The organism is Subtercola endophyticus, assembly GCF_021044565.1.
GTDB classification, from domain to species: domain Bacteria; phylum Actinomycetota; class Actinomycetes; order Actinomycetales; family Microbacteriaceae; genus Subtercola; species Subtercola endophyticus.
Window position 1 is genome coordinate 3,937,803 of sequence record NZ_CP087997.1, and the last position, 22,763, is coordinate 3,960,565.

31 protein-coding genes and 1 pseudogene are annotated in these 22,763 nt (G+C 63.3%); 23 read left to right on the forward strand and 9 right to left on the reverse strand.

Annotated elements, in window-relative coordinates; translation table 11 throughout:
- The first annotated feature begins 91 nt into the window (after positions 1-91).
- Positions 92-1,273 (forward strand): mechanosensitive ion channel family protein, encoded by a 1,182-nt coding sequence (locus tag LQ955_RS18280; protein WP_231028189.1) that lies wholly within the window; start codon positions 92-94, stop codon positions 1,271-1,273.
- 95 nt (positions 1,274-1,368) lie between these two features.
- On the opposite strand, the gene LQ955_RS18285 is transcribed toward LQ955_RS18280, so the two are convergent.
- From LQ955_RS18285 to LQ955_RS18300, 4 genes and pseudogenes are all read right to left on the reverse strand, one after another.
- Positions 1,369-2,361, reverse strand: a complete 993-nt coding sequence (locus LQ955_RS18285; protein WP_231028190.1) for an IS481 family transposase — start codon at positions 2,359-2,361, stop codon at positions 1,369-1,371.
- A gap of 127 nt (positions 2,362-2,488) precedes the next feature.
- Positions 2,489-2,755, reverse strand: a pseudogene (locus LQ955_RS18290) (carbohydrate-binding module family 20 domain-containing protein); the annotation flags it as partial.
- 44 nt (positions 2,756-2,799) lie between these two features.
- Positions 2,800-3,906, reverse strand: coding sequence for a tyrosine-type recombinase/integrase (locus tag LQ955_RS18295; RefSeq protein WP_231025906.1), 1,107 nt, complete (start codon positions 3,904-3,906; stop codon positions 2,800-2,802).
- Entirely contained in the window at positions 3,906-4,676 is a 771-nt protein-coding gene (locus LQ955_RS18300) for a helix-turn-helix transcriptional regulator (RefSeq protein WP_231025907.1), read from the reverse strand. Before LQ955_RS18300 ends, LQ955_RS18295 begins: the two co-directional genes overlap by 1 nt.
- Before the next feature lie 94 nt (positions 4,677-4,770).
- On the opposite strand from LQ955_RS18300, the gene LQ955_RS18305 reads away from it, so the two are divergent.
- From LQ955_RS18305 to LQ955_RS18385, 19 genes are all read left to right on the forward strand, one after another.
- Positions 4,771-4,962: a helix-turn-helix transcriptional regulator gene (locus tag LQ955_RS18305; RefSeq protein ID WP_231025908.1), complete on the forward strand. Its 192-nt coding sequence runs from the start codon at positions 4,771-4,773 to the stop codon at positions 4,960-4,962.
- Positions 4,962-5,285: a hypothetical protein gene (locus LQ955_RS18310; protein WP_231025909.1), complete on the forward strand. Its 324-nt coding sequence runs from the start codon at positions 4,962-4,964 to the stop codon at positions 5,283-5,285. The genes LQ955_RS18305 and LQ955_RS18310 overlap by 1 nt, the downstream gene beginning before the upstream one ends.
- The gene (locus LQ955_RS18315; protein WP_231025910.1) at positions 5,282-5,563 is read left to right on the forward strand and encodes a hypothetical protein; all 282 of its coding nucleotides are present in this window, start codon (positions 5,282-5,284) and stop codon (positions 5,561-5,563) included. Before LQ955_RS18310 ends, LQ955_RS18315 begins: the two co-directional genes overlap by 4 nt.
- Entirely contained in the window at positions 5,560-6,357 is a 798-nt protein-coding gene (locus LQ955_RS18320) for a hypothetical protein (RefSeq protein WP_231025911.1), read from the forward strand. The genes LQ955_RS18315 and LQ955_RS18320 overlap by 4 nt, the downstream gene beginning before the upstream one ends.
- On the forward strand, positions 6,357-6,572 hold the full coding sequence (locus LQ955_RS18325) for a hypothetical protein (RefSeq protein WP_231025912.1): 216 nt from the start codon (positions 6,357-6,359) through the stop codon (positions 6,570-6,572). Before LQ955_RS18320 ends, LQ955_RS18325 begins: the two co-directional genes overlap by 1 nt.
- Positions 6,569-6,775, forward strand: a complete 207-nt coding sequence (locus LQ955_RS18330) for a hypothetical protein (RefSeq protein ID WP_231025913.1) — start codon at positions 6,569-6,571, stop codon at positions 6,773-6,775. The genes LQ955_RS18325 and LQ955_RS18330 overlap by 4 nt, the downstream gene beginning before the upstream one ends.
- Before the next feature lie 51 nt (positions 6,776-6,826).
- Positions 6,827-7,327 (forward strand): hypothetical protein, encoded by a 501-nt coding sequence (locus tag LQ955_RS18335; RefSeq protein WP_231025914.1) that lies wholly within the window; start codon positions 6,827-6,829, stop codon positions 7,325-7,327.
- Positions 7,324-7,665: a hypothetical protein gene (locus LQ955_RS18340; protein ID WP_231025915.1), complete on the forward strand. Its 342-nt coding sequence runs from the start codon at positions 7,324-7,326 to the stop codon at positions 7,663-7,665. Before LQ955_RS18335 ends, LQ955_RS18340 begins: the two co-directional genes overlap by 4 nt.
- 29 nt (positions 7,666-7,694) lie before the next feature.
- Positions 7,695-7,994, forward strand: a complete 300-nt coding sequence (locus LQ955_RS18345; protein WP_231025916.1) for a hypothetical protein — start codon at positions 7,695-7,697, stop codon at positions 7,992-7,994.
- Positions 7,995-8,196: 202 nt separating this feature from the next.
- A complete protein-coding gene (locus LQ955_RS20275; protein ID WP_390623497.1) occupies positions 8,197-8,499 on the forward strand; it encodes a helix-turn-helix domain-containing protein in 303 nt (100 codons plus the stop codon).
- On the forward strand, positions 8,435-9,055 hold the full coding sequence (locus LQ955_RS18350; protein ID WP_231025917.1) for a hypothetical protein: 621 nt from the start codon (positions 8,435-8,437) through the stop codon (positions 9,053-9,055). The genes LQ955_RS20275 and LQ955_RS18350 overlap by 65 nt, the downstream gene beginning before the upstream one ends.
- A gap of 2 nt (positions 9,056-9,057) precedes the next feature.
- Positions 9,058-9,303: a hypothetical protein gene (locus LQ955_RS18355; RefSeq protein WP_231025918.1), complete on the forward strand. Its 246-nt coding sequence runs from the start codon at positions 9,058-9,060 to the stop codon at positions 9,301-9,303.
- A 2-nt stretch (positions 9,304-9,305) separates the two neighbouring features.
- Positions 9,306-9,710: a DUF7426 family protein gene (locus tag LQ955_RS18360; RefSeq protein ID WP_231025919.1), complete on the forward strand. Its 405-nt coding sequence runs from the start codon at positions 9,306-9,308 to the stop codon at positions 9,708-9,710.
- The gene (locus LQ955_RS20315; RefSeq protein WP_449342977.1) at positions 9,671-9,799 is read left to right on the forward strand and encodes a hypothetical protein; all 129 of its coding nucleotides are present in this window, start codon (positions 9,671-9,673) and stop codon (positions 9,797-9,799) included. Before LQ955_RS18360 ends, LQ955_RS20315 begins: the two co-directional genes overlap by 40 nt.
- Complete coding sequence (locus tag LQ955_RS18365) at positions 9,796-10,137, forward strand: minor capsid protein (RefSeq protein ID WP_231025920.1); 342 nt, start codon at positions 9,796-9,798, stop codon at positions 10,135-10,137. The genes LQ955_RS20315 and LQ955_RS18365 overlap by 4 nt, the downstream gene beginning before the upstream one ends.
- Entirely contained in the window at positions 10,137-12,953 is a 2,817-nt protein-coding gene (locus LQ955_RS18370; RefSeq protein WP_231025921.1) for a hypothetical protein, read from the forward strand. The genes LQ955_RS18365 and LQ955_RS18370 overlap by 1 nt, the downstream gene beginning before the upstream one ends.
- A 31-nt stretch (positions 12,954-12,984) precedes the next feature.
- Positions 12,985-13,431, forward strand: a complete 447-nt coding sequence (locus tag LQ955_RS18375) for a hypothetical protein (RefSeq protein WP_231025922.1) — start codon at positions 12,985-12,987, stop codon at positions 13,429-13,431.
- Positions 13,432-13,445: 14 nt separating this feature from the next.
- Positions 13,446-14,237, forward strand: coding sequence for a hypothetical protein (locus LQ955_RS18380; RefSeq protein ID WP_231025923.1), 792 nt, complete (start codon positions 13,446-13,448; stop codon positions 14,235-14,237).
- A 35-nt stretch (positions 14,238-14,272) separates the two neighbouring features.
- Positions 14,273-14,872: a hypothetical protein gene (locus tag LQ955_RS18385; RefSeq protein ID WP_231025924.1), complete on the forward strand. Its 600-nt coding sequence runs from the start codon at positions 14,273-14,275 to the stop codon at positions 14,870-14,872.
- Here LQ955_RS18385 and LQ955_RS18390 read toward each other — a convergent pair.
- The gene (locus LQ955_RS18390; RefSeq protein ID WP_231025925.1) at positions 14,869-15,441 is read right to left on the reverse strand and encodes a hypothetical protein; all 573 of its coding nucleotides are present in this window, start codon (positions 15,439-15,441) and stop codon (positions 14,869-14,871) included. The genes LQ955_RS18385 and LQ955_RS18390 overlap by 4 nt on opposite strands.
- A gap of 2 nt (positions 15,442-15,443) precedes the next feature.
- Entirely contained in the window at positions 15,444-15,947 is a 504-nt protein-coding gene (locus tag LQ955_RS18395; RefSeq protein WP_231025926.1) for a hypothetical protein, read from the reverse strand.
- Positions 15,948-16,324: 377 nt separating this feature from the next.
- Between LQ955_RS18395 and LQ955_RS18400 the strand changes: the two genes are divergently transcribed.
- The 3 genes from LQ955_RS18400 to LQ955_RS18410 all read left to right on the forward strand — a co-directional run bounded on the left by LQ955_RS18400 (position 16,325) and on the right by LQ955_RS18410 (position 18,122).
- Complete coding sequence (locus LQ955_RS18400) at positions 16,325-17,269, forward strand: hypothetical protein (protein WP_231025927.1); 945 nt, start codon at positions 16,325-16,327, stop codon at positions 17,267-17,269.
- Positions 17,270-17,448: 179 nt separating this feature from the next.
- The gene (locus LQ955_RS18405; RefSeq protein ID WP_231025928.1) at positions 17,449-17,613 is read left to right on the forward strand and encodes a hypothetical protein; all 165 of its coding nucleotides are present in this window, start codon (positions 17,449-17,451) and stop codon (positions 17,611-17,613) included.
- Positions 17,614-17,681: 68 nt separating this feature from the next.
- Positions 17,682-18,122 (forward strand): hypothetical protein, encoded by a 441-nt coding sequence (locus LQ955_RS18410; RefSeq protein WP_231025929.1) that lies wholly within the window; start codon positions 17,682-17,684, stop codon positions 18,120-18,122.
- A gap of 138 nt (positions 18,123-18,260) precedes the next feature.
- On the opposite strand, the gene LQ955_RS18415 is transcribed toward LQ955_RS18410, so the two are convergent.
- The 3 genes from LQ955_RS18415 to LQ955_RS18425 form a co-directional block, all read right to left on the reverse strand.
- Complete coding sequence (locus tag LQ955_RS18415) at positions 18,261-20,660, reverse strand: glycoside hydrolase family 15 protein (RefSeq protein ID WP_231025930.1); 2,400 nt, start codon at positions 20,658-20,660, stop codon at positions 18,261-18,263.
- 109 nt (positions 20,661-20,769) lie between these two features.
- Positions 20,770-21,657: a VOC family protein gene (locus LQ955_RS18420; RefSeq protein ID WP_231025931.1), complete on the reverse strand. Its 888-nt coding sequence runs from the start codon at positions 21,655-21,657 to the stop codon at positions 20,770-20,772.
- A 92-nt stretch (positions 21,658-21,749) separates the two neighbouring features.
- Positions 21,750-22,754, reverse strand: coding sequence for a hypothetical protein (locus tag LQ955_RS18425; protein ID WP_231025932.1), 1,005 nt, complete (start codon positions 22,752-22,754; stop codon positions 21,750-21,752).
- Between the last annotated feature and the right edge of the window lie 9 nt (positions 22,755-22,763).

Here is a 22,763-nt window from a genome sequence, read left to right on the forward strand (position 1 = left end):
GATGCGTTTTTTGCCCGAATCTCTTATGCCGTCGAATGTGATCGCCGACGGTTCCTTTCTCTCGGTGCTGAGCCTCCCTATGCTGAGCGATATGCCGTGGCTGCAAGCGCTCGTCTACGTTCTGATCGCCGTCGTTCTCGCCGTTGTCATCACGGCGGTCACGGCCTTCGTCGTGCGGCGTATCGCCCGCAAGAAGGCCTGGGCCGGCCTGCTCATCAAACGGGCGCGGATGTCCTTCCGCATCTTCTTGCTGGTACTCGCTCTCTGGGCGGCGGTACAGGCCACCGATCTTGACCCGGGATGGCGCGAAGGGCTCAGCCACACGTTCCTGGTGCTCTCGATCGCGTCGGGCACGTGGCTGGTCTGCGCCCTCGCGATCTTTCTCGAAGACCTCGGGCTCGCGCGGTACCGCATCGACGTGGCCGACAACCGGCATGCCCGGCGGTTGCGCACGCAGGTGCTGATCATCCGGCGCATCACGGTCGTCGCGGCGGTGCTGCTGGGGATCGGCGCGATTCTGCTCACGTTTCCCGGCGTCTCGGCGGCGGGCGCGAGCATCCTGGCCTCCGCTGGGCTGATCTCGATCATCGCGGGTCTGGCCGCCCAGTCGACGCTCGCCAACGTCTTCGCTGGAGTACAACTCGCCTTCAGCGACGCCATTCGGGTCGACGACGTCGTGATCGTCGAGACCGAGTGGGGCCGCATCGAAGAGATCACCCTCACCTACGTGGTCGTGCACCTGTGGGACGACCGGCGTATGGTGCTGCCGTCGACCTACTTCACCACCACGCCGTTTCAGAACTGGACCCGCAAGAACTCCGAACTCATGGGCTCCGTCGAGTTCGATCTCGACTGGCGCGTGCAGCCCGACGCGATGCGCGACGAACTGCACCGCGTCATCGAGAAGACCGAGCTGTGGGATCACCGCGTGGCCATTCTGCAGGTGACCGATGCGGTGGCCGGGTATGTGCGCATCCGGATTCTCGTGACGGCGGTCGACGCCCCGACACTCTTCGATCTGCGGTGCTACGTGCGCGAATCGATGGTGAGCTGGGTGCAGCAGGTGAGCCCGCAGACGGTTCCGCACGCGCGAGTGGAGCTCTCGGAGACGCCGCTCGAGACCGACGCGCCGCGCACGAAGACGGCGCGGTCGAGCACCCCGCCGGATGCCCTGTTCAGCGGCGATGCCCGCTCCGAGTTGCGCGGCAGCCAGTTCACCGGCCCGGTCGAGGTGCAGAACGTGACGCCCGACACCCCGGTCGACGAGCCCTGACATCGACGAGCCCAAACATCAACGAGCCCTCATACGGAACGCCCCGCCGATTCGCAGTTCGGCGGGGCGCTCCGGGCTTCGGAGGCTCGGCGGGGCTAGTTGTACTGCTCAGGGAGGTTGGTTAACCGGCTGATGGGTGGGTGGCTTCCGATGGCGGTGTGGGGTCTGTGGTGATTGTATTCATGGAGCCATGCGGGGAGGGCGTTTCGGCGCGCGGTTTCGGTGGGGTAGAACCGTTTGTAGGCCCACCCGTCGGCGAGGGTGCGGTGGAATCGTTCGATCTTCCCGTTCGTTTGGGGCCGGTACGGCCGGGTCTTTTTCGGTGTGATCCCGAGTTCCGCGCAGGTATCGCGCCAGAGATGCGACTTGTACGCTGACCCGTTGTCGGAGAGCACTCGTTGCACAGTGACGCCGCGGACGGCGAACCAGGACACCGCCCGCTGCAGCACGGCCGCGGCGGTGGCGGCGGTTTCATCGGCGTGGATCTCGGCGTACGCGACCCGGGAGTGGTCATCGATCACGGTGTGCACGAACTCTTTCCCCGGCCGGGGTTCATAACGAGCATCTCTGACAATCCCGACGGTAGCGGCCCGGTTCCGGCGACCTTGCTGCCGGCCAACGTATCGGTGCCCGCCCCCGTCAGGAATGTTGCCGAACTTCGTGACATCGACGTGGATCAACGAGCCCGGAGTGTCATGTTCGTAGCGGCGGACGACCTCACCGGTGTGTTTATCGATGTAGCCGAGCCGGTTCAGCCGACACCGCACGAGAACGGCGTGCACTGTTGATGCTGGCATCCCGAGCTTCGCGCCGATCGCGACCGGGCCCTGGCGCTGCTTCCACCGCAGATGCCCAATTTTCCGGACGAGCTGCTGCCGGGTCCTGGTTGGGCTGTAGTGCGGGCGAGAAGAACGATCCACGACACCCGCTGCGCCCATCGCCGCGTATCTGTCGGCCCAACGCTTCGCCGTAGGCCAGGAAACATTGAATTGCGCCGCGGCATGAGCGACGGGCCAGCCGTCATCGATTATCAGGCGCGCGATGCGGAGACGGTGACGTGGGGTGAGAGCTGCGTTAGCGTGAGACACGAGGGCCCTTTCAGGTCGGTAAGTGGTTGACTGAGCAACTCCACTTTCGCCCCGGGGGCCCTCACCCCATTCCAACAACTACAGCGAGTCGTCACACCGAATCAACCAACCTCCCTGAGCAGTACAACTAGTACGTGCCGGTGTACGTCACGTCACCTGACGCGGGGAGTGTCTTCGTGGTGTTCGGCGGCGACTGCCAGTGGATCGAACCGTCGGCGCTCTTCGTGAAGAACTTGTACTCGATGCTCGAGCCGGCAGGCAGTCCGACGCGCACAGACCAGTTCGGGTAGGTCGCCGACGACAACCGGATGGCCTTGTTCGTGTCCCAGTTGCCGAGCGCCGCGCCGGCGCCCGAGACGTAGAGGGTGTCGCCCCAACTCGTCGATGCGTTCTCGGTGAACGCTACTCAACCCTGCAGAACATAGGGGGTTAAGGGGTTTAGGCCTGTTCGGTCCGCGCAGAGTCCGCAGGAATCCCAATGGCCGACTGCATCAGACCACTAGCGGCCACTCGGGTTCGGTCTTCGGCGTTTGGCCAAAGGTGCGAGTAGGTCGCGAGAGTTGTAGTCGCGCTTGAGTGGCCGAGTGCTCTCTGAACGGTGACGACGTCGCATCCGGCCGCAATGAGGCCAGAGGCGTAGAAGTGCCTGAGATCGTGGAGTCGGATGTCGGCGAGCCCAGCATCCCGCACGGCCTTGATCCACCAGTACCGCATGGTGCTTTGGTGCGGCGGCATGCTCTCATCGCCGACGAAGAGCCACTGCTCGGTGCCGTAAACGCCGATCTCTCGTACGTGTTTCGAGAGCATCATGACAAGTTCGTCTGGCAGGTATACGACGCGCTCGGAGCCGTATTTGGGCGGCGTGATATCGATCCGGCCCGGGCTTGGGCGGTGGACTTGCCGCTGCACGTGAAGCTGTCGGCGCAGGAAGTCGATATCTGCGAGCTGCACGGCTGACGCCTCACCTAGCCTCAGTCCCGCGAAGGCGCAGAGAGCGATGAACGGCCGGAACCAATCGCCGGAGGCCCGCAGAAGAGCCCCCACGGCCTCCGGGCTCGGTATCGCCATCGAGTACTCAGCCTTGCGAACTCGGGGGAGCGTGACGCCCTCTGACGGGTCGTTTCCTATCACCCGATCACGCTTCGCGCCTCTGAGTACAGCTCGCACGTTTCTGGTGCGCGTGCGAATCGTTCCCGGCGCGAGCTTCGCATCGACCATCACCTTGACCCACGACTCAACGTGCGATCTTCGAACCCGGCCGAGCTCGATGTCCGCGAAGGTGCATGTTCGAACCGCGAGACTCATATTCCTCGCCGTTCGGGGGGCCCAGACCTGCCGGCTCGACCACTCCGCGAAGTATGAAGTCAAGGTGACCTTCCCCGCCCGAGGGTCTACGTAGGTGCCGCTGATGACGGCCGCAGTGATGCCGTCCAGCCACCGCTGAGCGTCGATCTTCCGTTCGAAATGCTTCGCGTGCTCTTTGCCCTCATCGTCACGGTACCGAGCCCGCCACGACCCGTTAGGCCTCTTCTGAATGCTCGCCATCAGAAGCGCTGCTTGGTATCTGTCTTGTCGTTGACGACAAGACCAAGCCAATCGGCCCCTTCACGATGCTCGCCATCGATTTCGCCGAAATGGACGAGGACATCGCGTTCGAAATCATCGTCGCTGGACTCGAATTTCTCATTGACAACCAGTCCACGCCAACCCACGGTCATCATGCTTTCGGCGAGCAGCAGCATTCGCGACATCACCCATGGGGTCAATCCAGTGCGCCATTCTTCATGCTGGACTCGAACATTCTCTTCGACAATATCGACGGGATCTGAGTTGTCGAGGAGTGTCTCCTCGACATATCCGAAAAGGAAGTCGTCGACGTCGTTCGCCAAGATAGTTCGGCGATACTCGTCCAAGTCCCCGGATTTCGAATAGGGATACTTGCGATCCAATTGCATCGCCGTAAGCATCCGCGCATGCGTTAGCTCCTGGGCGGCGTCGCGAAGCTGCTTGATGCGATCGTTCAGATATTGTCTCGACTCTCGTAGTTCGGCCATGTTCGAGGACTCCGCCAAGTCCTCCACGCGGCATTCGAGTAGTCGAGCGACGGCGATTGCTTCCGAGGCTCGTAGAGCGCGCTGTCCGCTCTCGATCCGGGCGACGGTCGTTTGATGAAATCCGGGCACACCGATCTCCGAAAGGCGTTGAGCCAGCTCGAGTTGCGACCATCCGACACGCTCACGCATGCGCTTTACGTTGCGGGCGAAACTGCGGTCTACGGCTGCTGTCAGATCTTCCGCATCTACTTCGTTTTCCATCGTGTATCGAGGTTCCCACGAAATCGCATTGCGCGTCAACACATTTCGACATATGCTGATTCGTGTTACCTAACAAACACGAATGGAGGAGAAATTGGAATCAGCAATTGCGCTGTACACGCTGAGCGAGACGGCCAAGCGTCTTCGTAAATCGGACGCCCAACTCCGATGGATGATTCACCAGGGCACCGCTCCCAAGTCGGCGCTCATCGGCGGTCGAAGAATGTTCCGGGAGTCCGATGTGGTCGACTTCATCAACAAGGCGTTCGCTGAGGATGTCGCGTGATGAGCGTCGAGTTCAAGGGCAAAGTTCGGGCGCGGGACGGTGAGCCCTCATGGGAAGCCGCTGCTCGCCAGAACGACGAGAAAGTGGATGCGGTGAAGGACGCCATCGTCTACCTGCTCAACGCTTACGGTAAATCGACCGACGAAGAGCTGGTCGATTTGTATGAGGCGTACGTCTTCACGAACCCGTCGACGCCGCCTGTCACCCCGCAAAGTGTCAGGACACGACGCCACGCGCTGTTGCTCGAGGGTCGCGTGGTCAACACGAACGAGCGGCGGCGCACGCGGTCCGGCAGCACCGGGGCAGTCTGGGCGGTCAAATGAACATCCCCGAGACTTTCCATCCCGAGTGGTCCACCTCGCCGCTGCGAAACGCTTTGCCAATCAGCGAGTGGTCTGAGGTGCAGAAGATGCGTCTCGAAACCTGGCTGGTCTTCTTCGGGCCGATGCCCGCCGCGTGGATGACCGACGCAGATGCTCGCGCAATTCTCGGCGTAAAACGACTGCCGTCACCGAAAAGAAAAGCCCTCGAAATCCTGGCAGATCCCGAGGGCAACAATCCGAAATCCCAAACCGCTAAGCAAAGGAACGAATCGAAATGAACTCTACAACCAGTGTACCGACGCCCACCGACAACCGCACTGCCTACGAGAAGGCCATAGCCGAGGCTTCAATGCCGATCGAGAAGGGTTCGGATCGCTACAACGAACTTCGCGCCTGGGTCGAGACGGATCGGCCGCGCTGGCTAGGCATCTGGGATGACCTCGGGCCGGAGGCGCTGGGCGAGATGTACGCCTCGCACTTCGGCCCCGACACAGCGATGTTCAAGGGCAAAGAACCTGCGTGGGCGAACCTCGAATTGTCCGACTCCGAGATCTCGATGAAGCCCAACGGCAACCCGACCGCTGTTTGGGTCTCCGACCACCTCGTAGATGAGGCAGGCGTCACCGTCATGATTCGCAGGGACGACGAATACGACGTCGACCGCGACGAAACAATCGAAGGCCCGGTTGTGATCGACCTTTTCTCGGAGGAAGTCCGAGACGTCGAAGACGGCATCCGCGATCCTGATCTCGCTCGACGCATCGCGTTCGGTCTGCTGCGGGCAGCCGACGAACTCGACTCGATTCTCGGGAACGTGCAGACGCCCGAAATTGAGCATGTGCCGGAAGACCCGCGGATCGGGGCCACTGCCTACGAGGACATTCCGATTCGAGCAACGACGGTAAACGCAGTCTTCGACATCATCAAGAATCCCTCCGATGCTGACGAATGGTATCTGAGCCCGTTCATGCGCCAAGAGGGCGCGATGACGCTGCCAGAGGCGCAGGTGTTCGCGGTCGAGCTGCTGAGGGCGGCAGAGCTCGTTGAGCGGCTGAACGGTGAGGTTCGCTGATGCCCTACGCGACCACTGGGAAGACCGGGGACGAGCTGTCGGTGGTACTCGTTTCAGGCGAAGACGAGATGACCGTCGACTTCATCACGACCGAAGAGGCTCGCTACCTCGCGATCAAGCTCATCGAGATGGCTCGGAAGATCGATGATGTCTGTCAGGCAGACCCCATCCCGGTCGAGCCAAAAATGAAGTTCGAGATCGTGGGCACTCGATGACGACCATCGTCGATGCCAGATTCGCGGGCGGCTCGATACGGGTCGAGCCTTCTGTTATCGCTAGCGACATGGGGCCGGGGGTCGCCGCGCTTTTCCCGGGCTACGAGCTGATTCTGTTCTCTGAAGAGGCTGTGAGGCTCGGGGTGGCCCTCATAGCGGCCGCGCACGAAGCCGAACGCGAACCCGTCAGCGACTGGCCGTAAAAATCGGCGGGGCATCCGGAAGGGTGCCCCGCTACTCGCCGTGGAGGTGACATGACAGACGCACGAATGCCCGAACGGTATCTCGTCGACCGACGCGTGAACCGGCTCACTGACGCCGGCTTCAGGGCGTTCGTAACCGCGACGATGTGGAGTGTTTCAAACCGCACAGACGGCCTAATCCACCCGGAGGACTTGCCACTCATCCGAGGTCTGAACCAGAACACTCTCGCCGAGATGCTCGCGGTCGAGTTGTGCACAAGAACTGATGAGGCATGGCTGCTCGTCGACTTCTCCACCACGCAGACGAGCAAGCACGACTTGGAGGTGCTCGACAACATGCGACAGGCGGACCGCGAGAAGAAGCGCCGATCGAGAGCGTCTAAGCGTGAGTCCCCTTCCTTCTCTGACAGTCCCGGGGACGGTACCGGGGACGTGTCCCCAGGACAAGACAGGAGAGGACAGGCAAGGGAATCAGAGGCAACACCGAGCACGAAAAAAGCAGCAATCGAGTGGCCAGTGGCCGAAATAGGGAAGGGCAGGGTGGCGTCGTGAAGACACCAGATCGTGTAGTAACTGAGCTTGATGAAATCCGGCACGCAGTGATGAGGAGCGCCGTGGATATTAGAGACGCTGAGTCTAAGGCTGCCTCTGCTGATGAGGACTTTAGGCGCGAGTGGGCGGTGGCGTATCGACGGGCTGAGGGGTCGGTGAAGGATCGGGAGGCGGTGGCGGATCTGGACACGATGACGCTGCGGAAGGAGAAGAACGCCGCCGCCATCCAGGTGGGATATCTGAAGCGGCGTGCGGCCGATTTGGAGACCGTGCAGACCAATGTGCAGACCCAGGCCCGCATGGTGGATCTGACGTTCCGAGCGCCGAGGGTCTCATGAGTCCGGAGGCGGCTGCGCACACAAGGGAGATGATTCGCCTGATCGCGATGTGCTTCGAGAATCCTGAAGTTGACGTTGCCGAGTTGATGCCGGAGTTGGCCGGGTATGCGATCACCACGCCTGACCCTCCGGTGACGCTCGCGTTCATCGCCGCACTGTCGATCCTGAACTACGCCTCGAATCGGACTGAGTCGCCGATGGATCATGCTGGGGTTCAGGCTTATGTCGAGAACGCGCTCTCAGTGGTCGAGTTCTCGGTCGTCGTGGGCGACGCGCTCGATGGCATGGATGACCAAGACCCCGATTTCGGCGACGACAAGGTCTTGTGACGACGTCGTGACCGATGATGACCGCAGTCGCCTCGAGGTGCTGTTGCAGCCGGATGGGTCGGTGCGTGTGCCGGCCCGGCTCGCTGACTGGTTCCTCGGGGCGGCGGTGCGTGACATCAGGGGCATGCGGCGCCTTGGGCGAGGCGGCGGCCTCGCGGATGACGTGATCGCGACGTTGGAGGCGTTGCAGATCGCGTCGGTCATGAACTATTCGGATGAGGGTTCGGGTAAACGAACCCCTGATCAGGACCCGAATAGTGTCGTTAGTGGTGATGCAACGGGATGGTTGACCTCCGCGGAAGCTGCCGAGTTGTACGGGTGTTCGGCTCGTGCGATTCAGAAAGCTTGCGCGGCGGGTCGACTGTCCGCCCGGAAGACGGGTCACGACTGGTGGATTGCACGCACCGATTTCGATGACTACCGATTCCGGAGAAGCGAACATGACCGACACGATGGTGACCGCGGAGCACGTGAAGCTCGCGGAGAGGGAAGCGGCCGAGGCTGAAGCGCTCGTCGCCAGTCTCGAGCAGGCGGTGATCAACGGTGACGAGTCGGTGACCCCGGAGCAGCTGCAGTCCTCGGAATCGCTGTCGCGGTTCGCGTCGCTCAGAGCCTCTGCAACACGTCTCAGGGCCGAACGCGACCGCATCGCCGCTGAAGTCGCCGCGCGCCGAGATCTTCGTGTCGAGATCGAATCGGCCAGCACAGCCACCGCGACGGAACTCACCCGACTGCTGAAGGCTGTCGAAGACGCCGTCCAGACGTTCGTCGATCGAACCGAGGGCCACGACGAACGCGTTCGCGAGTGGGGCCAGCGTTTGAGGGCCTTGGGAGTCCCGGAGATGGGTCGCCCGTCAGCCGCTCATGAGGGACTCGGGCTGAGCGCAGTCGGTGACATCCTCGCCGGCAATACCCGAGTGCAGCAGATCAACGGCCCACACATTCTGAACCTCATCTTCCGTCACTTCGAAGCAAGCGGCGGCCGGCTCGTGCCCGCCGACCCGCAACGACGGGAGGCAGCGTTCGCGCTGCTTGCCAGCCTCGGCGCAAAGGAGGAGTGACCGTGGCTGACCAGAAGACAGAGGCGTGGGTCAAGACGGCCACACCCGAACAGATCGACACCGCACACCGAGCTGGTGAACTCGAAGCTTTGCTCGGCAGAGACGCAGCGCGGCAGGCCAAGAACCCGACCACCGACGCGGACTATGCAAACTCACTCGGCATCAGCGTCGAGGAATTCGGCCACATCGAAGACGCCGCAGTGCTCGAGAAGATCTCCAACCATCTGACCGCGAAAGGCGTGGTGTAACCATGACCAAGTTGACCGACAGCGTTGCCGAAGAATTCGGCGGAGACATCCCGCCCAGGCCGTCAGCAGCCGAGGATGCCGTGAAGGTCGTCAATACCCTGGTAGATCTTGCCGAGATCATGGACCCGCTGATGTCGTTCCCTCTCAACGGCAAGGTGTACACCCCGCCTCCGATTCTCATCGAAACGGGCGCGAAACTGAACGCCCTCATTCGGGGCGACGACGGCCACGACGAATCAGTGGAAGCGTTGTGGCGGCTTCTGCTCGGCCCGGTGTGGGACGAAATGGTCGCGGATGGGGTTTCGGCCAAGTCAGCCGAACGCGCGTCGCGCTCACGGCCCTCGCTGACTACCAATACGGTCGACAAATGGCCGAGGCGACGTGGGAAGCAGGCGCCGATCCGGTAAAGATCGCTGCGCTCCTCGAAGCCAAGTCACAGCCCGAACCTGCGCCCGCGAATCGTGCTGCACGGCGGGCCAAGCCGAAGGCCGCATGATGCTCGAGTGGAGCATCGACATGAGCGGGCTCGACGCGCTCGACGAACAGATCGCCTCACTCACCCCGATAGCTGTCGGCCGCGGAATGGAACACATCCGCGCAGTCTCAGCACCGCTCGTGCCGGTTCAGACAGGGCACCTTGTCGGCTCAGCGTCCGTCACTGTCGAAGGTGATGAGGCAAAGATCGTCTACCCCGGCCCGTACGCGCGGTATCAGCACTACAAGCTCGGCCTACGCCACACACACGGTCAGCCACTTTTTCTCGAGCAACCGATGTTCAGCGAATCAGAGGCCGTCATGCAGATCATGGCTGAAACCCTCGGAACGGCGTTCTGATGAGCGACGGCGAAACCACCGTCGGCTCGATCAAGGGCATCCTGACCCTCGATCGAACCCAGTGGGTCGAAGCGCTCGGCCTCACCAAGCGGGAGGTCAATGAACTTGGCAGCATGCATCCCGACATCAAGGTCGGAGCGAATGTCACCGCGGCCCTCGCCCAGCTCGAGACCCTTCAGGCAGCACAGGCACGGCTGAACGGGTCTAAGACCGGGCTGTCAGTCTCCGGGCCGTCATCGTCATCTACAGGGCAGACGGTGGCGGCCTGGGTTGCAACACAAAGACTAGCTGCCGAGACCGCGGAACTCGCTCGTGCGCAGGCTGAGGCGGCAGGAACCGCTGGCGAAGAAGCTGCTGGTGAAGAAGCCGTAGCCGCATCCACGACACGAGCCGCGAACGCGGGCCAGCAGAACAACTCCCGACTCGTGACCATGGCGGCAGCCATCGCGGCGGTTCTCCCAATGATGGCCCCCCTCGCGGCCGGAGCAATCGGGTACGCAGGAGCCCTTGGCGGGATGGGTGTTGCCGGGGTACTCGCCCTGTTGGGCATCCGGAACGAGATCAAGAACAACACCGACGCCGGGGCAGCGTATTCGTCGGGGCTTCAGTCACTGAAGGGCAACCTCGACACTCTCTCGTCGACGTCAGCCCTGACGATGCTGTCGAGTTTCCAGAAGGTCGTCGCGGAGTCCAACTCGGACATGCCGTTCCTGAACCAGGAAGTCGGCAAGTTCTCCGGGCTACTCGGCCAGACCGGCGGGAACCTCTTCACCGGGGCGATCACCTCGGTACGGGTTCTCAGCCCACTGCTGCTCACGGCCGGCGCATACGTCGAACGACTCTCAGAAGACTTCGACAGGTGGACGCAGGGCAGCGGGCTTCAATCGTTCACTTCCTACGCCATGGGCGCGTTGCCGACGGTTTCCGCGTTTCTCGGTTCTCTCGCCACCGCCGTTCTACACGTCATCGAAGCTCTCGCCCCGATGGGCACCGTTGGCTTGGAGGTTCTGACAGGCGTATCGAACGTCATAAGCGGAATGCCAGTGGGTGTTCTTTCAGCGCTGATCTCCGCCGTCACGTGGGGGACCGTGGCATTCAAGGCGTGGGGGTTCATCGTCCCCATGATCGACGGCATCAAAGTGGCCGTGGCCACGCTCTCTGGCACCGTGGAGGCTTCACTGGGGCCCGTGGGGTGGGTAGTGGCGGGCGTCGCAGCCCTGGCCGCTGTGTTCGTGTCAGTGACCGCCTCGAGCAAGCAGGCGACCGACGCGCAGACCGATTACACCGCAGCAATCGAGGCCGACTCTGGTGCGATCGGCACGAACATCACCGCGCAAGCTGCGAAGGGCCTCGCAGACGCCAACGCCTACGAGGCCGCGAAGCTGCTCGGGATCTCGACACAGGATCTGACACAGGACGTGCTCGGCAACGCAGACGCACACAAAGTCGTAACCGAAGCCGTCGACAAGGCCCGGGCGTCATACGCGGTGGGCGCGCTGACGGTACAGAACTCGACCGGCTCGTACCATCAGATGAGTGATTCGCAGATCGCGACCGCGCAGGCCGTCGACACAGTCACGGGTGCGGTTCAGTCGCAGTCGGAGAAGCTGCAGGCACAGATCCAGACCTACAACGACACCCAGACCGCCATCGGTGGGGTGACGCTCTCCACAGACGCGCAGAAACTCGCGTTACAACAGAACGCGGCCGCGACCGGGCTCACGACGTCGGCATACCTTGCCGCGATGCAGGCTCAGGCAAACATGGCTCAGCAGGCCGCTGCCGCTACCGCACAAATGCAGCTCGAGAACGACGCGGCGGGCCTTCTGAAGCAGGCGTTCGATGCCCTCAACGGCAAGACTCTGGATGTATCGACGGCCAACACTCAATTCCACTCGGCACTCCTCAACGTGAGCGATGCGCTCACGAAGAACGGGTCGACGCTCGACGAGAACACGCGTGCCGGCCTCGACAACGAGACACAAATCCAATCAGCCATCAAAGCTGCACAAGCGCACGCAGAGGCGGTGAGCGGGGGCACGAGCCTCACGAGAGATGGTACCTCGGCCTACATCGCTGACCTCTCCGCGCTCCGAGACCACATCGCCGCAGTGGGCGGTGACACCACCGCCATCCAGGCGATGATCGACAACATCGGTCAGATCCCCCAGTCACACACGACAGACATTGAGGCGAAGACCGACTCCGCGAACGCGAAGATCGACGCGTTCAACGCCGAGCTCGCGAAGATCAGAACCACGATCCCGATCGACGTCATCATGACCACCACGCAGGTCACGAACTACGTAAACAACCAGCTCCCGCAACAGGGTGACGGGTCTTTGCTCAAGAAGGCGGACGGGGGAACGATCCAGCACTTCGCCGGAGGTGGTACTTCCGGCGGTACAGCGTTCGGGCCTGGAACGTCGAAGTCGGATTCGATCGCCACGATGCTTTCGCTCGGCGAAGAGGTGATCCAGGAGCCCTACGCCTCGGAGTGGCGGCCGGCCTTGAAAGCGATCAACGCGGGCGATTCCTACGCAAGCGTCATGGCGTCAATGGCTGGCATGTCGTCCGGGCAGTTTCGTCCGTCTGCAGGTATCGCAGGCATCGCGTATCAGCCGGGCGGCGGCGCATCGGGCGTTGCGTCGTCGTCCTCTCAAAATCCCGCTCCTGACCGGCCAATCTACATGGATGGAAGCCTGTTCGGGGTGCTGCGGGAACTGGCGAACGGTGAAGCCCATATCGTGCTCAACGATTCCGCTAAATCGCGTGCAACGACCGTTTCCACGGGTCGACAAAGAACCGGAATCTAGTCCACCAACCAAACAAGAGGAGATAGACACTATGGCATTTATCGATCGGGCTGAGGTGCTGCTTCAGACACTCAAGAACGCGGCACTCGACATGGAAGCCGACCTAGGAAAGGCTTCAAGAACGAACGTCGACTGGCCGGATCTCGGGGGCGTGGTACTGCTCGTCGACCCGGTCTGGAGGCATAGTGAGGGCGAGCTCGATGTCGCACGGGAGAGATTGACTCGTGACTTCCTGGTCGGTCATCACCGAAACGCACAGCAGGGCAGGCACTTACTCGAGGAGATGCTTCGTGCCCAGGCCGAGCCGAGTACCGAGATCGAGGTCGTGACCGATGATGACGTGAAGTACCGCACCGTTCTCGCCGACCCGCTCACGACGGACGAGCAGGCGGTTGTCGATCAGATTACCGCTCTCGTCGACCAAATCAAGAGCGTGACCGACCACGCCTCAGCGCAGGCCCTCACCGCAACCATCTAAAGGAGACCCTGATCATGGGTGTATTGCAATCGCAGAACCCCGACCGCACCGTTCGCCTGGAATCGGAAGCGCTCGTGTCGTCACTCCACCTCGGCAACGACCCGGTGGACGTTTTCTCTGGCCCAGCCCGGCAGGCGCAGAGCGCTGTCACCGCGGCGTACCAGGTCACTGAGCGGGTAACCAACGCTCTGCAACAGGTCGCGATGTACAAGAACACCACCCTCACCCCTGAGGCCGTGGAGGCCGTGAAGGTGGACGCACAGGACGTGCTCCTCGGATACCTCCGAGACCGCGCTCGAACGTTCGACCAGAACGCGCTCGAAGCGCGCACCGAGGCGGTGAAAGCGGCCGAACCCTACAAGCCGAAGCTCGCTCCCAACGATCTCGCCCAGCTGACACGTACCGATCAGGCGTGGAACAACAGTGTGAAGCCGATGCTCGACGACGGTAAGCAGTGGGATCAGATCGTGCCCATGCTCGACACTGACGGGCTGCTCGCTGTGCAACGATTCGCCCCCGGCCACATCGCACTCAAGGAGGGCAGCGATGCGGTGCCTCAGACGATCGCCGGAATCAACCGGATGACCGCGAACCGGCTCATTGACGTCGCCCCCGAAGGCGACGCACGCACCGCGTTGCAAGTGGAACGTGACACCCAGAAGTTCGCCGACGCCGCACGAGTCGCTACCGCAACTCTCGCGACCGTGGATGCGGCCCGCAACCTGATCACCGCGGGGATGAGCGTAAAGCGAGTCACGTTCGACGTCGGGGCGCAGCCAGGCGTAGCAGCGGCCACCGCCGCATAGCCCGGATGGTGCACGGTACCGGCCCCGAACCGGGCGTGATGTGGATCGACGGCAACGAGAAGCGCGTCCGCGCGAAGCAGCTCGAGATGTTGTCCATCGACGAACGCTCGGCCGAGCAGTGGGTCAACGCCATGCTCGAGCTCGTCTCACGCAACCTTGGCGACGAGGAGTTCACGAAGGAACGAATGGCCCGACTGCACGCCTGGGAGAAGCAACGCAAACGCGAGCAGCACAACCTCCACTACAAGTACGACCCGCGGCGACGTAACCCGAAACTCGTCGAACGCGACACCCGCCGACAGTTGGAAGTATGGCGGCGACGTCTCGACGAGAGAAGCGCTCAGCTCGCCGCCCTGACGGCCGCCACGTCGACAGAACCTGACCGGCCGGCGCTCATGCCTCCCGAGACCCCACCCGCCCCACAACCGCGGCCAGCGGCACGAGAGCGCACTCCTGTCAGGTCGCTTGATGGCGTGTCCGCGGCTAGTATCGCCATGATCAGCGCTGACACCGGGATCGCCGAGCTAGAGTTCGCTACCGACGACGAGATCAGGCGTGAGTACATGATCGGCTCGGGCCTTGATGCTGAAACGGCGCAACTCTACGTCGACATGCTCAACAAGGTAGCGAACTAGCCGATCTTCGTCCAGGTGCCGCAACGACTTGTGGTGAGATTATCGCCCTGCTTGAGAGTGATGGTCACGGGACCGCTGACGATGTTGTTGTCGATGATGTTCGCACCGGCACCAGTACCATCCTTGAACACGTAGTAGCAGTTGGTCGCCGAGTTGACGTGGTAGACGCCGGGTTGCACGTCAGTACCGACTACGTGCACGCCGTCACCGAACTGCCCGGCCTGGACGATCGTCTCAGCCGCCTTGACAGCGGTTTCACGCGCGGTGACTGCGGACTCCCGTGCGGCGACGTCTGCTTCATCTTTCGCCGCCTTCGCTACTTGGGCTTGCATCGATGTGAGATTGGTCTGTGCCTGCTTCAAACTGTCGCCAGTCGCAGCAACGGCAGCGTTGGCCGAGTCGATCTGCGGTTGCATGTTCGACGCGGTCACCTGCCACGCGATGATCGGCCCAGCCGCAATCAGAACCAGGGCGACGATGCCGGCGATCAGCGTCGAACGTCGGACGCGTTTCCTGGGCTGCTTTGCCGGCTCTGGTTTCGGTTCAGCGGTGTCTAATTCATCCGTCATGATCAGCAGGTGGTGTCGCTGGGGAGATTCAGGTGCAGTCTGATGCGTTGCGCTGCCACCGGATCGCCAGAGCCCTTGTAGATGACGAAGTTCGCGTCAGAGACAGTCGCAGCGGCGGCAACCTGGCTCGCGTACTGAATCTGCGCGAGTAACTGGTCTCGAACCGTCTTGATGTCGGTCGCCACACTGTCAGGCCAGATAGTCATAGGGTCGTCAAGGATCAGCGCACCGGCCCGTGAAGTATCCGAGATCTTGCCCGCAGCAGCCACCACTGTCGGCAAGTCATCGCCCTTCAGGGCTGCAGTGAGGCCGTCCGCTGCAGTGTTACTCGGGCAGACCGCAGACAAGTACAGCTTGCCAGCCGCATCCGTCGTGAGAACAGTCGGTGTTGGCGTGGGAGTCGACGTGACCTCAACCGCCGCGGGAGTTGCACCGGTCTGAGCGGTTGACGTACAACCTGCCAGAAGTAAGGCGACGACGACGAACGGAATAGCGAGACGCTTCATTGGTTCCCCCCAAGATGTTGAGGAAAGCCTAGCGATAGAACGCATGTCGGCGGACGCCCCCAAACGAGGCACCAGCAATGAACTACACGCGCAACGCGCGCACGCGCATGGATCCACTTCGAACGTTCGCCATTCGACTGCAAAAGGCCCGACTCTTCGCGCGCGCGTTTGCGCATCAACCGGTTGACCGTGAGTCGTTTTGAATTACACGCGCATCACGCGTCACGCGCGCGCATGGGGCACGTCGACTGGTCGAGTGTGGGGTTTTGAACTACAGGCGTAGCGCGCGTGCGCGGGGCGAGGTGTATTGGGTCAACGACAGGTCGTCCCGATGTCCCGTTGCATTCGACCTTGCGATTACCTGTAGATTCCATCTCATGCCTGAGAATTCGACTGATGTCGTCGTGGACACTTTGACGCTTCGCTTTGTAGGGGAAGACGAGGACGGCACAGAGCTCCACGAGCTCCGCGCTTCTCACGTCGCCGAGGTGTTGCTGGGCTTGGTGGGCTTGACGAGTGATTTCGAGAAGGCAGGCGTATTCAACGACGAGGGCCTGGCTAACTCTGAGGTCCTGGTGAGGCCGGCCCAGGAAGGCTCATTCCTGATCGAGGTCGTTCGGATCATCACGGATAACTTAGGGGCGCTCCCAGCCGTTGGTGTCGCTCTAGGAGTGCCAACGTTGAGCCAAGTTATTTGGTGGGCGACTAAGTCGGCGCGAGCTGACGTGCGGGACTACGAGCGGTTGGATAACGGCCTAGTCAAGGTGTACTGGCAGGACGATACTGTCGACGAAATTCCAGTCGAGGCATGGGAGGAGTTGCAGAAAAGGAAGCGACGTCGAAAGAGTCAGCTACGGCAGATAATGGCTCCCCTCAGCGACAACCGGGTGACATCTCTCGATGTCGCCGGTACACCGGAGAATGATGTTGAGGCACCCGAAGATATTCCCGAGCCAGAGGTGTTCGTGCTTTCTCGGGATGACTACAATGCAGTGAAGCCGGATGATGAGATCGACGAGAACTCGGAGTTCATCGAAGTAGAGGCTCAGATGTCCGCCATCGATTTTGATGATCCGACCAGATGGAAAGTCAAGACTGATGGCCACAGCAGATCGGCAGCAGTAGAAGACTCGGCGTTTCTCGCTCGTGTCGCTGCTGGCCTAGCTATTCGCAAGAGCGATATCTTCAGGCTAAGAGTTCGCATCGATACCACTGTCAAAAATGGACGCTCCACCAGTAAATGGACCGTTCTCCACGTCGAAAGCTATAGGAGGGCTGCAGGTGACGACGAACCAACAACGCCACTCGCACCGTCGGCTTGATGTAGCCAGCCTCCTTCTCTTACTCTCGGGCATCGCCTCCGGAGTACTTACCCTTTGGCTAATTTCTGCCACAGGCGTGAATGCTGTTGTGCTGATTCCGTCGATCGTCGCGGCCACCGTAGGAGCGATCCACATCACTAAACGCCAGGCGCCTCACCACGACTAAGTCATCCGACTGCATGATCAGCGACTGCGACGGAGCGGCCACTGAAGAGGTCACGATCAACGACGCCGGTCTACTCCTCGTCTACGCGGTCTGCCCCGAGCACCTCGAGGCGGTGCGATCGGGCGCATGGTTGCGCGAGTCGAGCGACCCGAAACGCGGGCTCATCGGGCCAGCGTGACACCTGATAGTGGGTCTGTCGCTCCAGCGTGTCAATGCGTCAAGCTCGGGGGCATGAAGGAACCACTGATGACCGTGCACGCGTGGCTGCCCGACCGAAGATCACTATGTGGTCGGAGGGAAAGGCTGTTCACTTCGGGTTATACAACGATGAGCACGGACGAGAAGCTAGCGGTCTTCGACGCCGATGACACTGCCCCGATTTGTGGGGCCTGCGTGGTCATGCTGGACGTGCTGAGAGGCCATCTGGCGGTGATGGAGGCGGGCGGTCGACCGTTGTGGCCTGATACGCCGGCAGAGGGCGTGCGAATACTCAAAGACACGCTCTGGGCCTTCGAATTCGACACCGAGCGGGTAGCTGATGACATCGCGACCGAGGTCAAGGACTGGGGAATCCTGTCTCTCGGGTACGACAAGCCTTACCTCAAGGAGGCAGCGGCCGTACGAAAGAGAAAGCGAGCCGACTCTCGAGCGAAACTAGCTGAGCAGACTGCGGATGGCTCAAAGTAAGTAACGTGGGATCTCATGCTCGAGTCCGCAGCGAGTCCGCCGCATGGCCGCAAACGTCCAGTTTCCGACCACCACCGCCAACCACCCCAAACCGCGGAATAATGCGGATCGCAGCTAGTCGCAATGCTAGCCAATCATCTAAGTGGCGTTCTCGGTGAAGGTCACATTGACCTGGTTCGCGTAGCGCGCAGCAACGATCTTCGGGGTGTCGACGTTCGCGGGGGTTCCGGCGTGATGCGGAGCGCTGATCGAGATCGCGAGCCGGATGAACTGCGCCTCGGCCCAGGCCAGCGGAGTCGCCGAGTTCGTCGACTTGCCTTCGGTGAAGCCCGCGGCATCCGCCGTGTCCCACACCTGCTCGGGAATCATGAAGCCCTCGTTGGCGGTTGCAGCCATCGTGGCCAGGTCGGCCTGCGCTGCAACGGTGTTGCCATTCGCGAGTTCGTACTCGCCGCGCTCGCCGGTCAGCACGGGCCAGGCGCGGCCGACGGTGCCCTTGACGCCGTTGTCGAACGGCGCTCCAGTGGCCGTCTCGCCGTAGCCGTCTTCGCTGTAGCGGTGCCAGACCGGTCCGACGCCGGGAATGTCGGTTTTGAGAATCGAGTCGGTCACGGCGACTGAGGAGGCCACCACCGCATCGTTCGCAGGCTTCACACCCAGGCGCGTCAACTCCAGAAAGCTCGGATCGAGTTCGTCACGGGCATCCAGTTTCAGCCAGCCGTTGCCGTCGGTGATGGTCTGGTTCTCGTCGGGGGCGCCGTTGCGGTTGATGCGCTCGTAGTGCGCCGCGAAGCTGCCGGTGTGCGTGACGGTCCACGATTCGACGCTGGCCTGCCAGTTGTCGGCGGTGTCGAGGTAGGTCTTCGCCCGCGCAGTGTCGCCGTTCCTCGTGGCGATGTCGGCGGCGGAGACGAGGCCGGCGATTTCGGCCGCGATGGTGGCGGGCGAGTATCCGCCTTGTTCCTCCCAGCGCTCTTGCGGCGTGTTCGCGCCGTGCGCCACCAGGTAGTCGGCCGACAGCTTGACCTTCGCCCAGGTGGCCGCATCCACAGCTCCCAGCTGGTCGGCGAGGATGGCCGGGTCGGCGATCTCGTCGTACTGCAGTCCGAGCAGCGTGGGGATGTCTGCCCCGTCGACGGTCGAGTTGTGCGGAATGGCGCCGTCGCTGCGCTCTTGCGTGTTGAGAATGTAGTTCAGCGCGCGCAGGGCGCCGGCCTTGTCGCCCGCCGCGGCGAGGGCTGTCGCGGTGTTGGTGAGGTCGCGCGCCCACACAGCGTGATACCCCGGAGCGTTGCCCGACCGCGCCTGACCCCACGGGGTCGAGAGCGAGGCGACGAACGCCCCCGGGTGCTGCTTGTCTTCGTGCGCGCGCAGGGTCATCAGCGCCACGTCGTACTGCTTCAGCAGCGCGGGGGTCGTCGAGACGCTCGCCGGTGCGGGGTTCAGTGTCGTGAACCACGAGTGCCAGCCCGCGCTGTAGGCCGACTCGCGGTTGGTGAAGCCTGCCGCGAGTGACGCGGCCGCAGCGTTCTGCGCCTCGGCAGCGGATGCCCCGAACCCGAGTGCGAGGGTGAACGAGGTGTCACGGCCGACCGGTACCTCCGCCGTCTGCACGATGTTGCCCGCTGTCGTCGCGGAGTCGTAGATGCCGGTCAGCTTGTGGCTGGTGGTGAGCTGCTGGAATCCGTCGCTCGCGTCGCCGCTGTAGCCGGTGGTCGTCGTGCTGAAGGCCAGTGACGAGGCCAGGGCACTCGACGCGGTGCTGCCGGAGGCGACGAGGGTGGAGCCGCCCATGCCGGCCGAGCCGCCCGTGTCGGCGTCGGCGTTGCCGAGCGACGGGTTGTAGAGGGCGTAGAGGTGCAGCGGGGTCGTGCCGGTGAGCTGCTCGAAGTGTGTCGAGATCAGCACGGTGTTGCGGTCGGGGTCGGTGACGTAGGTCTTCGTGAGGCGGTACGAGCCGTTCTTGGCGGTGTCGACCTGGGTGTACTCGAGCGACTGGCTGTCGTTGACCAGCACTTTCTGGTCGGTGTCGCTCTCTTCGACGCTCGTGTAACTCGAGTTGTCGGTGACGATGTACTGCAGGTCGCGGGTCTGCGGGCTGTCGGCCGTGGGGTAGAAGACCTCGGTCATCTTTCCGGCGCCGAGGGTGTACCAGACGCGCGACTTCGAGGTCGACGGGTCGGCGGCGAAGGAGGTGCCGAGGCCCACCTTGTCGCCACTGGTCCACGTGGAGGTGACGCCGGGGCCGCCGGGCGCGACGAGCGTGGCGGGCGACGTAAGCGCGGTGGTGACGACCGACGAGGCGGAGGCGGACGCGGATGCGGATGCGGAGGCGGAGGCGGAGGCGGGCGCAGCGTTGGCGGCGGCGATCTGGCTCGCGCAGAGCGGGGCGGCCATCACCGCAGTGAGCGCGGCCGTGGCGAGGGTGGCGCGGGCGAGGCCGGCGAGCGGCATGTGCGCGGGCATCCGGTCGTGCATTCGGCTGCCGTGCGCTCGGCTGCCCCGCAGCCGGGCCGATGAGGGATTGCGTCGTTGCATTCACGTTTCCTTGGGGTGTCGGCCCGCGGAACGCGAGCGTCTACCTGAAGAGAGTGAGAAGCCGGGCATCCATTACGCGACTTTGCCGCGGAATCGTGCGACGCTGGCGCTACTGAGCGACGGCCACTTTCAGCGTGCTGCCCCACGGGTCTTCAATGCTGAGACTGCGCCCATCGTCGGCGAACGGGGTGGCGTAGTGGGTGAGGCGTTCCTGGAGTGAACCCAGATCATCCGGAGTCGGCACGTGGATATCGACCTCGGCGAGCCCCAGCGCGAGGCCGCGGCGGCCGGCGCCGGCGCTCTCCCAGGTGTTCATGGCCATGTGGTGGTGGTACTTGCCAGCCGAGATGAAGAGTGCGCTGCCCGGAATCTCGAAGGTGCTCTCGAAGCCCAGCCGCTTCACGTAGAACTCCTTGGCGGTGGCGGTGTCGCCCACCGAGAGGTGCACGTGGCCGACGGATGCCGCGCCGAACCGGGGCGCACCGGCCGTGACGGCGCGCTCGGCCGTCTCGGTGGTGAGGTTCTGCTGCAGAAAGCCGTTGGGGTCCACGTAGAGAGTGGTCATCTCGATCTGGCCGTGCAGCCAGCTCCACTCGGTGCGGTCGCGGTCCCAGTAGAGTTCGACGCCGTTGCCCTCGGGGTCGGTGAAGTAGAAGGCGATGCTCACCTTGTGGTCGGCGCTGCCGGTGAACGTGCCGGGGGCCTTCGTCGCCACCGAGTAGAGGGCCGCGGCGAGTGCTTCGCGCGAATCGAAGAGGATGGCCGTGTGGTACAGCCCCGCTGACCGCGGCGCCGCGTGCTTCAGCTCAGGTGCGTGCTGCAGGATGACCACGGGAACGTCGCCGCGGCCGAGTACGGCCACGTCGCCGTGCTGGCTGAGCAGGTCGAGGGTGACGGCGTCGCGGTAGTAGCGGATCATCGCGTCGAGGTCTGCAACGCGCAGCGTGACGGCGCCCATGCCGGTATCGGCGGCGAGCAGGTCTGGTGAGCTAATCATTGTAGCTACAACTATACCGCCCCGCGCGCTATTCCCGCCGGCTCTTCCAACGGTGGATGGTGGTGCGGTGCGGGGGTGGATGATCGGGCGGGTCAGGAGGCGGGCGGGGAGGGCGGCGTGGGGGTGTCGGCGCGGCGACGCCAGAGGAGGAGGCGCCAGATGGCGACTCCGAGCAGGGCGGCGAGCGCGATGGCGCTGCCGATCATCCCCCCCGCGCCCGAGGAGGAGCCTGCGTCGGCGGAGGCATCGGTGATCGCCGGGGTGGCTGTGGAGTCGCCTGGGGAGGCTGCCGAGCCGGCTCCGCTCGGATCGGTGGTTGCGGCGCCGGGGTCGGCCAGCGTGGTCATCGTGGGGTCGGGCGAGGCTTCGCCCGCCGAGCCGTCTGCCGCTCCGGCCGAGCCTCCCGCCGCGCCCGCGCCCGCACCGCCACCCGTAGCGCCTGCCCCACCCGCCGCGCCCGCGCCGTCCGCGGCCCCGCCCGCGGCCGTCGACGAGACGAAGGTCACCGGCGTGAAGGTCTCGTTGTTGGCGTTCGCCACTCCGTGTGCGCCGATGGTGATCACGCCGCACTGCTCGGTGAGGCAGTCGACCGTGGTGGTGTTGCCGTCGCGATCGGTGGCCTCGAACGACGAGCCGGCGACGGTGAGCGTCGTCGACCAGGTGCCGTCGGCGGCGATGTCGCCCCCGCTCGCTTGCGACTCGGTCGTGCCGCCCGGAAACGAGATGAACTGCTGGTACCCGGCGGGCTTCGACTCGTCGTCGACCTGGTACAGGTAACTCGAGCCGGTCGTTCCGCCTGCGCTCGGGCGCCAGTCGCCGGCGGGGTCGACCCAGCCGAACAGCAGGTAGATGCCGCCGAAGCCCTTCTCGATCGACTGGAATCCGCTGCCCGACACCGTCAGCGCTGTGACCGTGTCGGAATACGCCGTGTTGACAAGCGCGGGGTCGGCCGCCACCGCGACGCGCACGGCGGCGGCCCCTTCGGCGTGGGCCGGGGTGGCCGGCAGCGTGGTTGTGGCGGCGCAAAAGGCGAGTGCTGCCATCGTGGCCGCCGCGAGGGCGAGGGCTCTGAAGCGGGCGGGTGGGGCGGTGATCATCCGTGTTCC

What these genes read in the sequence shown, in the direction of transcription:
- LQ955_RS18360 (WP_231025919.1), top strand. Translation starts at nt 9,306, where the DNA reads ATGACCAAGTTGACCGACAGCGTTGCCGAAGAATTCGGCGGAGACATC.
- LQ955_RS18320 (WP_231025911.1), top strand. Translation starts at nt 5,560, where the DNA reads ATGAACTCTACAACCAGTGTACCGACGCCCACCGACAACCGCACTGCC.
- LQ955_RS18300 (WP_231025907.1), bottom strand. Translation starts at nt 4,676, where the DNA reads ATGGAAAACGAAGTAGATGCGGAAGATCTGACAGCAGCCGTAGACCGC.
- LQ955_RS18295 (WP_231025906.1), bottom strand. Translation starts at nt 3,906, where the DNA reads ATGGCGAGCATTCAGAAGAGGCCTAACGGGTCGTGGCGGGCTCGGTAC.
- LQ955_RS18280 (WP_231028189.1), top strand. Translation starts at nt 92, where the DNA reads ATGCCGTGGCTGCAAGCGCTCGTCTACGTTCTGATCGCCGTCGTTCTC.
- LQ955_RS20275 (WP_390623497.1), top strand. Translation starts at nt 8,197, where the DNA reads ATGAACTATTCGGATGAGGGTTCGGGTAAACGAACCCCTGATCAGGAC.
- LQ955_RS18390 (WP_231025925.1), bottom strand. Translation starts at nt 15,441, where the DNA reads ATGACGGATGAATTAGACACCGCTGAACCGAAACCAGAGCCGGCAAAG.
- LQ955_RS18325 (WP_231025912.1), top strand. Translation starts at nt 6,357, where the DNA reads ATGCCCTACGCGACCACTGGGAAGACCGGGGACGAGCTGTCGGTGGTA.
- LQ955_RS18380 (WP_231025923.1), top strand. Translation starts at nt 13,446, where the DNA reads ATGGGTGTATTGCAATCGCAGAACCCCGACCGCACCGTTCGCCTGGAA.
- LQ955_RS18345 (WP_231025916.1), top strand. Translation starts at nt 7,695, where the DNA reads ATGATTCGCCTGATCGCGATGTGCTTCGAGAATCCTGAAGTTGACGTT.
- LQ955_RS18375 (WP_231025922.1), top strand. Translation starts at nt 12,985, where the DNA reads ATGGCATTTATCGATCGGGCTGAGGTGCTGCTTCAGACACTCAAGAAC.
- LQ955_RS18310 (WP_231025909.1), top strand. Translation starts at nt 4,962, where the DNA reads ATGAGCGTCGAGTTCAAGGGCAAAGTTCGGGCGCGGGACGGTGAGCCC.
- LQ955_RS18335 (WP_231025914.1), top strand. Translation starts at nt 6,827, where the DNA reads ATGACAGACGCACGAATGCCCGAACGGTATCTCGTCGACCGACGCGTG.
- LQ955_RS18425 (WP_231025932.1), bottom strand. Translation starts at nt 22,754, where the DNA reads ATGATCACCGCCCCACCCGCCCGCTTCAGAGCCCTCGCCCTCGCGGCG.
- LQ955_RS18370 (WP_231025921.1), top strand. Translation starts at nt 10,137, where the DNA reads ATGAGCGACGGCGAAACCACCGTCGGCTCGATCAAGGGCATCCTGACC.
- LQ955_RS18330 (WP_231025913.1), top strand. Translation starts at nt 6,569, where the DNA reads ATGACGACCATCGTCGATGCCAGATTCGCGGGCGGCTCGATACGGGTC.
- LQ955_RS18400 (WP_231025927.1), top strand. Translation starts at nt 16,325, where the DNA reads ATGCCTGAGAATTCGACTGATGTCGTCGTGGACACTTTGACGCTTCGC.
- LQ955_RS18415 (WP_231025930.1), bottom strand. Translation starts at nt 20,660, where the DNA reads ATGCAACGACGCAATCCCTCATCGGCCCGGCTGCGGGGCAGCCGAGCG.
- LQ955_RS18350 (WP_231025917.1), top strand. Translation starts at nt 8,435, where the DNA reads ATGACCGACACGATGGTGACCGCGGAGCACGTGAAGCTCGCGGAGAGG.
- LQ955_RS18315 (WP_231025910.1), top strand. Translation starts at nt 5,282, where the DNA reads ATGAACATCCCCGAGACTTTCCATCCCGAGTGGTCCACCTCGCCGCTG.
- LQ955_RS18410 (WP_231025929.1), top strand. Translation starts at nt 17,682, where the DNA reads ATGACCGTGCACGCGTGGCTGCCCGACCGAAGATCACTATGTGGTCGG.
- LQ955_RS18420 (WP_231025931.1), bottom strand. Translation starts at nt 21,657, where the DNA reads ATGATTAGCTCACCAGACCTGCTCGCCGCCGATACCGGCATGGGCGCC.
- LQ955_RS20315 (WP_449342977.1), top strand. Translation starts at nt 9,671, where the DNA reads ATGGCCGAGGCGACGTGGGAAGCAGGCGCCGATCCGGTAAAGATCGCT.
- LQ955_RS18395 (WP_231025926.1), bottom strand. Translation starts at nt 15,947, where the DNA reads ATGAAGCGTCTCGCTATTCCGTTCGTCGTCGTCGCCTTACTTCTGGCA.
- LQ955_RS18365 (WP_231025920.1), top strand. Translation starts at nt 9,796, where the DNA reads ATGATGCTCGAGTGGAGCATCGACATGAGCGGGCTCGACGCGCTCGAC.
- LQ955_RS18405 (WP_231025928.1), top strand. Translation starts at nt 17,449, where the DNA reads ATGATCAGCGACTGCGACGGAGCGGCCACTGAAGAGGTCACGATCAAC.